The following is a 12,780-nucleotide window of genomic DNA, read 5'->3' on the forward strand; positions in this document are numbered from 1 at the left end:
GCTTGGCTCAGGGCGCGCCCTGGATCGACTCCAGCGCGGCGAGCACCTCATCCAGCTGCGGTTGCAGCACGGTGAGCGGGTGGCTGGGTTCCTCGGCGTGGCGTTGGGCAAGATCGCGCAGCAGCTGGGTGGCCACGATGGCCGCGGCACGTTCGTCACCGCTGAGCCCGGTGTTGCGCCGCGCGATTTCCAGCAGGCGCATCCAATCCTGCTGCGCACGATGCTCCAGCTCGATGGTGCAGCGCCCGCTGCACTGCAGGCCGTCCTTTTCGATCGGGGTGACGGTGATGCGGTAACGCTGGGAAGAAGAGCTGGCCATGGCTGCCTGCGCGGTGGGGGACAAGGCCACCATAGGCTGCGATGTGTGTCGCGGCGACAGGCGCGGTCGCACGCAGTGTTCCACCCTGTGCGTTCCGCTCGGTTCCGCGATGCCGTGGATCGCGGCAGGACAGGCATCTTCGCGCCACGTGGGCGCCGCACACGTCTCTGGCAACGCTGTGTTTCGCTGCGCGCGCGTCACCAAAAAAAACGGGACGGCATATGCCGTCCCGTCCGGGTGCTGCAGGAAGCGCGCAGATTAGAGCGCGGCATCCTTGAGCTTCTTGAGCGGACGCACCTTCAGCTTGGTGGACGCCGGCTTGGCGGCGAACCACTGCTCTTCCTTGGTGAACGGGTTGATGCCCTTGCGCTTCGGCTTGGCCGGCACGCTGACGGTGGAGATCTTCAGCAGGCCCGGCAGGGTGAAGCTGCCCGCGCCCTTCTTGTGCACCGAAGCGGCGACGGCGCCTTCCAGCGAGGCGAGCACGGCGCGCACGTCCTTGGCGACAACGCCGGACGCTTCAACGATGTGTGCAACCAGACCAGACTTGCTCAGCACTTCCTTGATCGGCTTGGGAGCGGCCGGCTTCGCGGCTGCCTTCGTAGCGACTTTCTTTACTGCCTTCTTCGGGGCAGCCTTCTTAGCGGTCTTTGCCATGGTTTCCTGTTCCGTGAACGGTTGGTTGTTTGGTCGCGCCGAACCCCGTCGGCAAGCGAAATGTAGGGCAACTATGGGGCGCCGCCAATAGGCAAACGCATAAAAATTGGTGATTTCCACGCCCTTCGTTACCGCAGTGCATCAGGTCATAGCCAAAAAACAGGGTCCGCCCTCGCGGCGGAGGCCATCGGTCATGGACCGTCGCACCCCGACTGTCGCACGAAAACTACTTGAAAACAGCATCGATCTTGATGGCCGATTCAGCTGGGAGCGCCGCCTGCCGTGGCGCTGACGGCGGCCAGACACGGTGCTAACGCGGGGCGGTCTAGGCTGGCTTGGCCATTCATCCCGCAGGAGATCAACGATGGGTATTTCGCGTCATGCCACCGCGCATTGGGAAGGTGACCTCAAGACAGGCAAGGGACAATTGAGCACGCCCCAGAGCGGCTTGATGGACAAAACCCGCTATGCCTTCAGCAGCCGCTTCGGTGATGAGAAGGGCACCAACCCGGAAGAACTGATCGCCGCCGCACACGCCGGCTGCTTCACGATGGCGCTGTCGGCCAAGCTCACCGAGGCCGGTTTCGTGCCGACCTCGCTGGATACCGAAGCCAAGGTGGACCTCTCGATGGAGGGGGGCCCCCAGCTGTCGCAGATCACGTTGAAGGTGAAGGCCGTAGTGCCGAACATCGAGGCCACCCAGTTCCGTGCCATCGCCGATGACGCCAAGCAGAACTGTCCGGTGTCCAAGGCGCTGAGTGCGGTACCGATCAGCCTTGAGGCCGAGTTGGCCGGCTGATCCGCGCCCGCCATTGGTGCACAGCAGATTGTGATGGGAAAGCGGCGGCCGCATAGTCGCCGCTTTCCTGTTGTGGGGTATCTGCATGCGTCCGACCGCTTTTGCCGCCCTGATGGCCTGCCTGCTGGCCGGCACCGCGCAGGCCGATGTGCGCCTGCTGACCGCCGCGACCATCCATACCGGGGATCCCGACACGCCCGCCGCCACCGCGCTGGCGTGGGATACCGGCACCGGGCGCGTGCTCGCCGTCGGTGATCGCCAGGCACTGTTGACGCTGTATCCGCTGGCAGCGCTGACCGACGTCGGCCAAGCCACCGTGATCCCGGGGCTGATCGATGCGCATGCACACCTGATGTTCCTGGGTGGCACCCTGATGCAGGCCGACCTGACCGGCGCGACCGGCACCCAGGACATCGTGGCGCGCCTGCAGCGCTTTGCGGCCGACAATCCCGAGGGCTGGCTGCTGGGCAGCGGCTGGGACCAGAACCGGTGGCCGGACAAACGGTTCCCGACGGTGGCCGATCTCGACGCGGCGTTCCCGGACCGGCCGGTCTGGCTGGGTCGCATCGATGGTCACGCGGGCTGGGGCAACAGTGCGGCACTGCGCGCGGTCGCACGGCAGCCGGGCCAACGCGCGTTGAAGGGCAACTGGCAGCCGGCCGGTGGGCGCATCGTGCGCGATGCCAAGGGGCAGCCGAGCGGGGTGTTCATCGATGAAGCGATGAGCCTGGTGCAGGCGGCGATCCCAACGCCCAGCGACGCCGCCCGCGAGCAGATGCTGACCCGCGCACTGGATAAAGCGGTCAGCCAAGGCCTGACCGGTGTGCACGACATGGGCGTATCGCGCGCCGATCTGGCCCTGATGCGCCGCTTCGCCGATGCCGGCGCGCTGCCGCTGCGCATCGATGCGTATGCCGATGGCAATGGCGATGCCCTCGCGGATCTGTGTGCGCAGGGCGCGTACCAGCATGCCGGTGGCCGCCTGGAAATGCGCGGGGTCAAGCTCTTCATGGACGGCGCGCTGGGCAGCCGCGGTGCCGCGCTGCTGGCCGATTACAGCGACGATCCGCACAACCGTGGGCTGCTGGTGACCTCGCCGGCCGATTTCGAAACGGCGGTGCGCAAAGCCGATAGCTGTCATGTCCAGGTCGCCACCCATGCGATCGGGGATCGTGGCAACCGGATCGCACTGGATACCTATGCCAGGGTGCTGGGCGAGCGCCGTGGCAGCGACCATCGCTGGCGGATCGAGCATGCGCAGGTGGTGGCGCTGGAGGACATTCCGCGCTTTGCCCACCTCGGCGTGATCGCCTCGATGCAACCTGCCCACGCCACCTCGGACATGGGCTGGGCGCAGGATCGGGTCGGTCCCGAGCGCATCCTCGGGGCCTATGCGTGGCGGCGGATGCTGGGCTCCGGTGCCCGTCTTGCGCTTGGTTCGGATTTCCCGGTGGAACAGGTGGATCCCCGCCTGGGCCTGTATGCCGCGGTCACCCGCCAGGACCGTGCCGGCCAACCGCCGGCGGGCTGGCAGCCCGATCAGCGCCTGACCGCGGCCGAAGCGCTGCGGGGGTTCACTGCCGACGCCGCGTGGGCAGGCCATGACGAGGCCCAGGTCGGCCGGTTGCAGCCCGGCCTGCGCGCGGATTTCGTCGTGCTCGATCGCGATCCGCTCAGCATCGCGCCTACCGAACTGGCGGACCTGCAGGTGCGCTCGACCTGGGTCGATGGCGCACCGGTGTACGACGCGGCGCGTTGACGCGCCGCCGCCGGGATCACCAGTCCAGCGTGCCGCGGATGACGGTCTGCACCTGGCCACCGGACCAGACATCGCCATGGTCATCGATGCGCAGGGTCAGGCGCGCATCGTGGCCCACTTCGCGACCCTGGCTGACCACATAGCCGTGCGCGGTGCCAGGCAGCGCGTCGCGGCTGTCCAGCCAGGCAGCCAGCACCGCATTGGCCGCACCGGAGGCGGCATCTTCAAAGCGGCGACCGTTGCCGACGAACGCACGCACCGCAAGATCCCACGCCTGGCCCTGGCTGCGTGCATAGGCGAAGACCCCCATGCTGTCGGTGGCCTCGGCCAAGGTCGCCACGGCATGCCAATCCGGGGTGAGCGCGCGCAGGGCGGCCTCGTCAGCGAGTTCGACCACCCACCAGCTGCGGCCACCGGCCATGCGCGCCGGCGGCAGATGGCCCAGCGGCCAGCCCGCCAGCGCGGCCTGCAGGCGCGGGTCGGCGGCCGTGGTCACTTCGGCCACCGCGGCGCGCGGGGTACGGATCGCGATGGTGCGGGCCTCACCGCTGCCGTCCACGCGTAGCGGCAGGGCCCCGGCGATGCCGTCCTGGACCAGCATGCCCTCGACCGGTGCGGCCACGCCCAGCTCCAGCACGGCATGCGCGGTGCCCACGCTGGGGTGGCCGGCGAACGGGACTTCCTTCTGCGGGCTGAACATGCGGATGCCGTAGCTCGCGCCCGGGGCTGCAGGCGGGAACACGAAGGTGGTCTCCGGCAGCCGGGTCCAGCGGGCGATGGCCTGCATCGCCGTCTCGTCCAGGCCCTGTGCATCGAGCACGACGGCCAGCGGGTTGCCGGCGCCGGGGTAGGGCGAGAACACATCCAGCTGCAGGAAACGACGGGAGGTCATGGCGGGGCGCTCAACGAAAAACGGGCGGGCAGCTTACCAACCGGGGCCTTGTTCCGGGCCCTGTGTGGCGGCCTGCGCACCGGTCCGGGGACAAATCCACCCGACCTGGGCCGCCCTGGCCCTGCAACGGGCAGGCTTGGCATAGAATCGGGGGTTCGGCCCGGCGTGCCGGGCGATCCCCCTCACTACCCAAACCTCCACCTCCATGTCAGCTTCCCCCCTTGTCGATCGCTGGATCGTACTGAAGTTCGGCGGCACCTCCGTGTCGCGTCGTCACCGCTGGGACACCATCGGCAAACTGGCGAAAAAACGGGCGGAAGAAACGGGCTCGCGCGTGCTGGTGGTGGTATCGGCGCTGTCCGGGGTGACCAATGAACTCACCGCGATCGCCGATGGCGCCGCCGACAGCCGCGACCGTATCGCCGCGCTGGTCGCGCGCCACCGCGAATTCCTGACCGAGCTGGAGCTGGACGCCACCGCGCTGGACGTGCGTCTGGACGCGCTGGCCGGGCTGCTGGACGATCCGCGTGCCGCCGGTCGGCCGCTGGAGTGGCAGGCCGAGGTGCTGGGCCAGGGCGAACTGCTGTCCTCCACCGTCGGTGCGGCCTACCTGCGCGCCAGTGGCCTGGATTTCGGCTGGATGGACGCGCGCGAGTGGCTCGATGCGCTGCCGCCGCAGCCCAGCCAGAGCGAGTGGTCGCAGCGCCTGTCGGTGAACTGTCAGTGGCGTGCCGAGGCCGATTGGGCCACGCGTTTCCGCGCCCAGCCGACCCGCATGCTGATCACCCAGGGCTTCATCTCCCGCCACGCCGATGGCGGCACCGCCATCCTCGGTCGCGGCGGTTCGGATACCTCGGCGGCGTACTTCGGTGCGCTGCTCGGTGCCAGCCGCGTGGAGATCTGGACGGATGTGCCGGGCATGTTCAGCGCCAACCCGAAGGACGTGCCTGACGCGCGCCTGCTGACCCGATTGGACTATTACGAAGCACAGGAAATCGCGACGACCGGCGCCAAGGTGCTGCACCCGCGTTCGATCAAGCCGTGCCGCGATGCCGGCGTGCCGATGGCGATCCTGGATACCGAGCGCCCCGAGCTGCCGGGCACCAGCATCGACGGCAATGCCGCGGCGGTGCCGGGCGTAAAGGCGATCAGCCGCCGCAACGGCATCGTGCTGGTCTCGATGGAAGGCATCGGCATGTGGCAGCAGGTCGGCTTCCTGGCCGACGTGTTCGGGCTGTTCAAGAAGCATGGCCTCTCCGTGGACCTGATCGGTTCGGCCGAAACCAACGTGACCGTCTCGCTGGACCCGTCCGAAAACCTGGTCAGCACCGATGTGCTGGCCGCGCTGTCGGCCGATCTGTCGCAGATCTGCAAGGTCAAGATCATCGTGCCGTGCGCGGCGATCACCCTGGTCGGCCGCGGCATGCGCTCGATGCTGCACAAGCTCTCGGACGTGTGGGCCACCTTCGGCCGCGAACGTGTGCACATGATTTCGCAGTCTTCCAACGACTTGAACCTGACCTTCGTCATCGACGAAGCGGACGCGGACGGCCTGCTGCCGATCCTGCACGCCGAGCTGATCGACAGCGGCGCGATGCCGGTGGAAGAGGGCGAAGTGTTCGGCCCGCGCTGGCGCGAAATCGCCGGCACCATCCGCCCGCGCGAAACCGCCTGGTGGCGGGGCCAGCGCGAGCACCTGCTGACGCTTGCCCAGGCCGGTACGCCGCGCTACGTCTACAACCTGCCGACGGTACGGGCGCGTGCGCGCGCGCTGAACGCGATCAAGGCGATCGACCAGCGCTACTACGCGATCAAGGCCAACTCGCACCCGGCCATCCTGGAGGTGCTGGAGCAGGAAGGCTTCGGCCTGGAGTGCGTGTCGCACGGCGAGCTCAAGCACGTGTTCAACACGCTGCCGACGCTGTCGCCCAAGCGCGTGCTGTTCACCCCCAGCTTCGCGCCGCATGCCGAGTACGATGCCGCGTTCGCGCTGGGCGTGACCGTTACCCTGGACAACGTGGAAGCCCTGCAGCGCTGGCCGGAACTGTTCAGCAACCGCGAGCTGTGGCTGCGCGTGGACCTGGGCCGTGGCGAAGGCCACCATGCCAAGGTCCGCACCGGCGGCAAGGACTCCAAGTTCGGCCTGCCGATCGCCCGCGTGGATGAGTTTGTGCGCATTGCCGGCGAGCTGGGCACCCGCGTGGTCGGCCTGCATGCGCACCTGGGCAGCGGCGTGGAAACCGCGCAGCACTGGCGCCTGATGTGCGATGAACTGGCTGGGTTCGCCCGCCGCATCGGCAGCATCGAGACCATCGATATCGGCGGTGGCCTGCCGATCCCGTACAGCGCCGACGACGAGCCGTTCGATCTGGAGGCCTGGGCGATCGGCCTGGCCGAAGTGAAGGCCGTGCACCCGGCGTTCCGCCTGGCGATCGAACCGGGTCGCTACCTGGTGGCCGAGTCCGGCGTGCTGCTGGCGCGGGCCACCCAGGTGGTGGAGAAGGATGGCATCCGCCGCGTCGGCCTGGATGCAGGCATGAACACGCTGATGCGTCCGGCGCTGTACGACGCCTGGCATGACATCGAGAACCTCAGCCGCCTGAGCGGCTACTCCGAAGCGATGTTCGATGTGGTCGGCCCGATCTGCGAATCCAGCGATGTGTTCGGCAAGCGCCGCCGCCTGCCGGCCTCGACCGCGCCGGACGATGTGATGCTGATCGCCGACGCCGGCGCGTATGGCTACGTCATGGCCAACACTTACAACCAGCGCGAGATGCCGCGCGAGGACGTCATCGATGATGGTCCTTGACCGCTGCCTGCCGCCTTCCAAACCGGATACACCATGACTGCTTTTGATAAACACCAGGTTGCCGTTTTCCGCTTCGTCCGCTGCGACTTCGCCGCGGACACCGGCGTGGCGCAGCTGGTCTACGCCTTCGATGACGGCCCGGAATTGATCGAGACGGTGACCATTCCGGGCGCGCCGTTCGCGCTCGAGGGTGACCGCGCCGAGGCAGTGCAGCGCGCCCTGCGCCTGCTGCACCTGATGGCCGGCGTGAGCTACTACAAGGCCGGCGTGCCCGAACAGGTGCGTATCGACAGCTACACGATCGATGCGGCCACCGCTGCGCTGGTCGAGACGGTGTACCTCAACGGTCTGGGCGAATTCGCCTACCGCAATGGCCTGAACCTGCGTGGCCGCTTCCGCCTGCCGGTGGAGGGCGAGGCCTTCACCGCACCGGTGCTGGGCCTGCGCGAACACGCGCTGGTCGCCATCGGCGGCGGCAAGGATTCGCTGGTCAGCATCGAAGCGCTGCGCAGCCTGGGCATCGCCGAAACGGTCACGTGGATCGGCGGCTCGCAGCTGATCCGTGCCTGCGCCGAGCGCACCGGCCTGCCGATCCTCAACATCGGCCGCACGCTGGCCCCGGAGCTGTTCGAGCTCAACCGCCAGGGTGCCTGGAACGGCCATATCCCGGTCACCGCGGTGAACTCGGCGATCCTGGTGCTGGCCGCGCTGCTGCAGGGCGTGGACCAGGTGGTGTTCTCCAACGAGCGCTCGGCCAGCTATGGCAGCCAGATTCCGGGCACCGGCGAGGTCAATCACCAGTGGTCGAAGGGCTGGGCGTTCGAGCAGGCCTTCGGTGAGCACCTGGAGCAGCATGTCGCCGCAGACCTGCATTACTACTCGCTGCTGCGCCCGCTCTCGGAGCTGGCGGTGGCGCGTCAGTTCGCCAAGCGCGATGGCTACGACGCGCATTTCTCCAGCTGCAACCGCAATTTCCACATCCTGGGCGAGCGCCCGGTGAACCGCTGGTGCGGCGTCTGCCCGAAGTGCCACTTCGTGTTCCTGGCGCTGGCCCCGTTCATGCCCAAGATGCGCCTGGTCGGCATCTTCGGCCGCAACCTGCTCGACGATATCGAGCAGGCCCCGGGCTTCGATGCGCTGCTGGAATTCCAGGACCACAAGCCGTTCGAGTGCGTGGGCGAAGGCCGCGAATCGCGCGCCGCGATGGCGACCCTGGCCGCGCGCCCGGAGTGGAATGAAGACGCATTGGTGAAGCGCTTCGTCCACGAGATCCGCCCGCAGCTGGACGCTACTGAACTGCAGATCGAACCGCTGCTGGCACTGGAAGGCGAGCACCGCATTCCGCCGGCGATCTGGGAGCGTCTGCGTGCGAATTTCGCAGCTTGATGGCAAACGCGTTGCATTGTGGGGATGGGGACGTGAGGGACGCGCCGCGTTTCGCGTCCTGCAGCAGCGGCTGCCGTCGCTGCCGCTGACCCTGTTCTGCCCGGAGGCCGAGGCCACCGGTGCGCGCGAGGAAACCCACGGCGCGCTGACGGTCCGTTCGGATGTCACCGGCGAGGCGCTGGCCGCGTTCGAGGTGGTGATCAAGTCGCCGGGCATCAGCCCGTATGGCGACGCTGCGTTGCACGCCACGGCGCAGGGCACGCAGTTCATCGGCGGTACCTCGCTGTGGTTCGCCGAACAGGCCGCCGCCGACGGCATCGTGCACGATACCGTGTGCGTGACCGGCACCAAGGGCAAGAGCACCACCACCGCGCTGCTGGCGCATCTGCTGCGCGCCTCGGGCGCGCGCACCGGGCTGATCGGCAACATCGGCCTGCCGCTGCTGGAAGTGCTCGACCCGCAGCCGGTGCCGCAGTACTGGGCGGTGGAGCTCTCCAGCTACCAGACCGGCGAGGTTGCGCGCAGTGGCGCGCACCCGCAGGTCGCCATCGTGCTGAACCTGTTCCCCGAGCACCTGGATTGGCACGGCAGCGAAGCACGCTACATCGACGACAAGCTGCAGCTGGTCACCGGGGCCGCGCCGCGGATCGCGGTGCTCAATTCGGCCGACCCGCACCTGGCAGCGTTGTCGCTGCCGGAGAGCGAGGTCATCTGGTTCAACCAGCCGCTGGGCTGGCATATGCGCGGCGATGTCGTGCATCGCGGCGAGCAGGCCGTGTTCGACACCTCACACACGCCGCTGCCCGGCCGACACAACCGCGGCAACCTGTGCGCGGTGCTGGCGGCGATCGAGGCGCTGGGCCTGGACGCGGTGGCCCTGGCCCCGGCGGTGCAGGCCTTCCGCCCGCTCCCCAACCGCCTGCAGACCATCGGTGCGCGCGAGGGGATCACCTTCGTCAACGATTCGATCAGCACCACGCCGCACGCAAGCCTGGCGGCGCTGGAATGCTTCGCCGGTCGCCGCATCGCGCTGCTGGTGGGCGGCCATGATCGTGGCGTGGACTGGCACGACTTCGTCGCGCACATGGCCCACGACGTGCCGCCGGTGGAGATCGTCACCATGGGCGCCAACGGCCCGCGTATCCACGCGCTGCTGCAGCCGCTGGCCGATGCCGGCCGTTTCGGTCTGCATGCCGCTACCGATCTGCCCGACGCCATGCGGCTGGCGCAGGCCGCGCTCGGCGGGCAGGGCGGGGTGGTGCTGCTGTCGCCGGGTGCGCCGAGCTACGGCGTGTACCGCGACTACGTCGCGCGTGGCCGGCACTTCGCCGAACTGGCGGGGTTTGATCCCGATGCGATCACGGCGATCCCGGGCATCGGGATCGCATAACGTGCCACGGTAGAGCCGACCGTTGGTCGGCTGCGTGGGATCCTGCAATCAGGCTTCTTCCTCATCGATGAACGCGTAATCCCCGTCGATGAGCTGCTGCAGGTACGCATCGAAACCCGGTGCGATCACGGCATAGCTGTCCGGGTCGTGCAGGTAGCGCACCACCTGGCCGACCGTGCCGCCCGGCGCGGGGTCGAAATCCAGGTACAGCATCGACGTGCCGCCGTTGTTCATGCAGTGCGAGAAGCACAGGCGCTTGCCCATCGGCAGATCCGCATCGATGCCCTCGCCGAGGATCTCGGGGTCTTCCTCCAGCCATTCCTCGTAGATCGAGCGGATGCTGTCATCCCACTGCGCGCTGTCCTCGAATATCTGGTCCACCGAACGCAGGTAGTAGGGGTAATGCCCCTCCTCGACATCCGAGCCCAGCATCAGCACCACCGCCTCGCCACCCGGGTAGGGGCGGAAATGCGTGCCATCGACCCGCCCCAGCAGCGCCACCAGGCTCTCGGGCACCTGCGGCCAGCGCTCGCGCAGGCGCTGCAGATCGGCCGTGCTGGCGCCCTCGACCCAGGCCCACATCCGCGCATCGTCGTGGGGCAGGCGCGGCACCAGGCCGGAAAGGAAACGATCGACAAGGCTCATGCGGGGTTCCATGCAAAGGGGGCGGCCAGCCTGCCATAACAGGGACGGAGGTAGTTCATTCACGGGGTTGCACGTCGCGCCGGCGCTTCTACACGGTCTCGTCAACCGGCCGTCATACACTCGGGGCTCTTTCTGTCGGGAGCAGACGCATGAACAGGCAATGGCGGTGGGGTGCGGCGGTGCTGTTGGGCATGACGGCGCTGCCCGCGCTGGCGGCGATGCAGGCCAAGCCGGTGGAGTGGACCCAGGACGGCACCACCTTCAGCGGGGTGCTGGTCTACGACGACAGCGACAACGACAAACGCCCGGGCCTGGTGATGGTGCCCAACTGGAAGGGGGTCAACGATTCGGCCATCGCCAAGGCCAAGCAGCTGGCCGGCGATGACTATGTGGTGCTGGTGGCCGATGTGTACGGCAAGGGTGTGCGTCCGAAGACCGATGCCGAGGCCGGTCCGGTGGCGACCAAGCTGCGCAATGACCGTCCGGTGCTGCGGGCGCGTGCGCTCAAGGCGATCGAGGTGTTGAAGGCGCAGGCCGGCAAGGCACCGCTGGATGCCAGCCGGATCGGCGCGGTCGGGTTCTGCTTCGGCGGCACCACGGTGCTGGAGATGGCGCGCGCCGGCGCACCGCTGGCCGGTGTGGTCAGCCTGCACGGTGGGCTGGGCTCGCCGCTGCCGGCCAAGGCCGGTGGCACCCATCCCTCCGTGCTGGTGCTCAATGGCGCCGACGACAAGAGCGTGAGCAAGGACGACATCGCCAGCTTCGAGCAGGAAATGAACGCCGCCCAGGTCGATTGGGCGTTCACCAACTACAGCGGGGCGGTGCACTGCTTTGCCGAGTCGGATGCGAACAGTCCGCCGGGGTGCCAGTACAACGAGCGCGCGGCCAAGCGCGCGTGGAAGGCGCTGGATGAGTTCTTCGAGGAGCGGTTCGAGACGACACGCCGGTAGGTGCCAACCGTTGGTCGGCACGCTTTCCGATCAATGCGAGCGCTGCACCGCGTAACGGGCCAGCCCGCGAAGCGCGGCCACGGCATCGTTGTCGGCCAGGCCGTCGAGCGCACGCTCGGCGGCATCGGCGTATTCCTCGGCACGGGCGCGGCTGTACTCCAGCCCGCCGGTGGCGTGGATGGCCGCCAGCACCTCCGGCATCGCCTCGGCGTCACCGTTCTGCACGATCTCGCGCAGGCGGTCACGGGTGGTCGCATCGGAATGCGCCATCGCGTGGATCAGCGGCAGGGTGGCCTTGCCCTCGGCAAGATCGTCGCCCAGGTTCTTGCCCAGCTCATCGGCATTGGCCGAGTAGTCCAGCACGTCATCGGCGATCTGGAAGGCGTAGCCCAGGTTCATGCCGTAGTCGTACAGCGCCTGCTGGGTGGCTTCGTCCACGCCGCTGGCCAGCGCGCCCAGACGGGTGCCGGCAGCGAACAGCACCGCGGTCTTGCGCTCGATCACGCGCAGGTAAGCGGCTTCGTCCGTATCCGGGTTGTGGACATGCAGCAGCTGCAGTACCTCACCCTCGGCGATCCGGTTGGTGGTGTCGGCCAGGATGCGCATGACCGGCATGCGGTCCAGTTCGACCATCAGCTGGAAGCTGCGCGAGTACAGGAAATCGCCTACCAGCACGCTCGGGGCATTGCCCCACAGCGCATTGGCGGTGCTGCGGCCACGCCGCAGGCTGGATTCGTCCACCACGTCGTCATGCAGCAGGGTCGAGGTGTGGATGAACTCGATGATGGCCGCCAGCTGGTGGTGTTCCGGGCCGGCCTGGCCGACCGCGTGGCCAGCCAGCATCACCAGCATCGGGCGCAGGCGCTTGCCGCCGGCCGAGATGATGTGGTCGGCGATCTGGTTGATCAGCACGACATCCGAGGACAGTCGGCGACGAATCAGCGCATCGACGGCGTCCATGTCGGGCGCGGCGAGCGTCTGGATCTGGGGCAGGCCCAGCGCGGGGCGGGTGTCTTCGGTGATGGTCATGCGGTCTGACTTTCAGGCTTGGGCGGAATTATAGGCGGTGCGCTCGTATTCCGCCTGCGAAGACGCGCCGGCGGCCCGATCAAGGCGCGGGGCAGGGCGCCGGATCGTGCCGACCTTGGCCGCCGGCCCCCGGCCATATGCCGGG

11 protein-coding genes are annotated in these 12,780 nt (G+C 68.1%); 6 read left to right on the plus strand and 5 right to left on the minus strand.

The window, feature by feature from the left end; all coding sequences use genetic code 11:
- Positions 1–7: 7 nt before the first annotated feature.
- Together ABE571_RS14925 and ABE571_RS14930 are read right to left on the minus strand one after the other, a co-directional pair.
- Positions 8–352: a DUF3861 family protein gene (locus ABE571_RS14925; protein ID WP_313217492.1), complete on the minus strand. Its 345-nt coding sequence runs from the start codon at positions 350–352 to the stop codon at positions 8–10.
- A gap of 225 nt (positions 353–577) precedes the next feature.
- Positions 578–976 (minus strand): HU family DNA-binding protein, encoded by a 399-nt coding sequence (locus tag ABE571_RS14930; protein ID WP_019185677.1) that lies wholly within the window; start codon positions 974–976, stop codon positions 578–580.
- Between the two features lie 364 nt (positions 977–1,340).
- On the opposite strand from ABE571_RS14930, the gene ABE571_RS14935 reads away from it, so the two are divergent.
- Positions 1,341–1,775 carry an OsmC family protein gene (locus tag ABE571_RS14935; RefSeq protein WP_123728599.1) on the plus strand — a complete coding sequence of 145 codons (435 nt, stop codon included), beginning with the start codon at positions 1,341–1,343 and terminating at the stop codon, positions 1,773–1,775.
- 85 nt (positions 1,776–1,860) lie between these two features.
- Positions 1,861–3,534, plus strand: a complete 1,674-nt coding sequence (locus ABE571_RS14940) for an amidohydrolase (protein WP_346493962.1) — start codon at positions 1,861–1,863, stop codon at positions 3,532–3,534.
- A gap of 16 nt (positions 3,535–3,550) precedes the next feature.
- On the opposite strand, the gene ABE571_RS14945 is transcribed toward ABE571_RS14940, so the two are convergent.
- Entirely contained in the window at positions 3,551–4,426 is an 876-nt protein-coding gene (locus ABE571_RS14945) for a PhzF family phenazine biosynthesis protein (protein ID WP_346463878.1), read from the minus strand.
- 205 nt (positions 4,427–4,631) lie between these two features.
- Between ABE571_RS14945 and ABE571_RS14950 the strand changes: the two genes are divergently transcribed.
- The 3 genes from ABE571_RS14950 to murD are packed head-to-tail and all read left to right on the plus strand — an operon-like array spanning position 4,632 to position 10,011.
- Positions 4,632–7,235 (plus strand): bifunctional aspartate kinase/diaminopimelate decarboxylase, encoded by a 2,604-nt coding sequence (locus tag ABE571_RS14950; protein WP_346493964.1) that lies wholly within the window; start codon positions 4,632–4,634, stop codon positions 7,233–7,235.
- Between the two features lie 33 nt (positions 7,236–7,268).
- On the plus strand, positions 7,269–8,621 hold the full coding sequence (gene murL / locus ABE571_RS14955) for a UDP-N-acetyl-alpha-D-muramoyl-L-alanyl-L-glutamate epimerase (RefSeq protein WP_346493966.1): 1,353 nt from the start codon (positions 7,269–7,271) through the stop codon (positions 8,619–8,621).
- Positions 8,602–10,011, plus strand: coding sequence for a UDP-N-acetylmuramoyl-L-alanine--D-glutamate ligase (murD, locus tag ABE571_RS14960; RefSeq protein WP_346493968.1), 1,410 nt, complete (start codon positions 8,602–8,604; stop codon positions 10,009–10,011). The genes murL and murD overlap by 20 nt, the downstream gene beginning before the upstream one ends.
- A gap of 48 nt (positions 10,012–10,059) precedes the next feature.
- On the opposite strand, the gene ABE571_RS14965 is transcribed toward murD, so the two are convergent.
- On the minus strand, positions 10,060–10,656 hold the full coding sequence (locus tag ABE571_RS14965) for an SMI1/KNR4 family protein (protein ID WP_346493970.1): 597 nt from the start codon (positions 10,654–10,656) through the stop codon (positions 10,060–10,062).
- 149 nt (positions 10,657–10,805) lie between these two features.
- Between ABE571_RS14965 and ABE571_RS14970 the strand changes: the two genes are divergently transcribed.
- A complete protein-coding gene (locus ABE571_RS14970) occupies positions 10,806–11,606 on the plus strand; it encodes a dienelactone hydrolase family protein (protein WP_346463885.1) in 801 nt (266 codons plus the stop codon).
- A gap of 30 nt (positions 11,607–11,636) precedes the next feature.
- Here the strand turns inward: ABE571_RS14970 and ABE571_RS14975 are convergent, their stop codons facing one another.
- Positions 11,637–12,635 (minus strand): polyprenyl synthetase family protein, encoded by a 999-nt coding sequence (locus ABE571_RS14975; protein WP_346493972.1) that lies wholly within the window; start codon positions 12,633–12,635, stop codon positions 11,637–11,639.
- Positions 12,636–12,780: the final 145 nt, after the last annotated feature.

The organism is Stenotrophomonas sp. TWI273 (assembly GCF_039674765.1).
Classification (GTDB): Bacteria; Pseudomonadota; Gammaproteobacteria; order Xanthomonadales; family Xanthomonadaceae; genus Stenotrophomonas.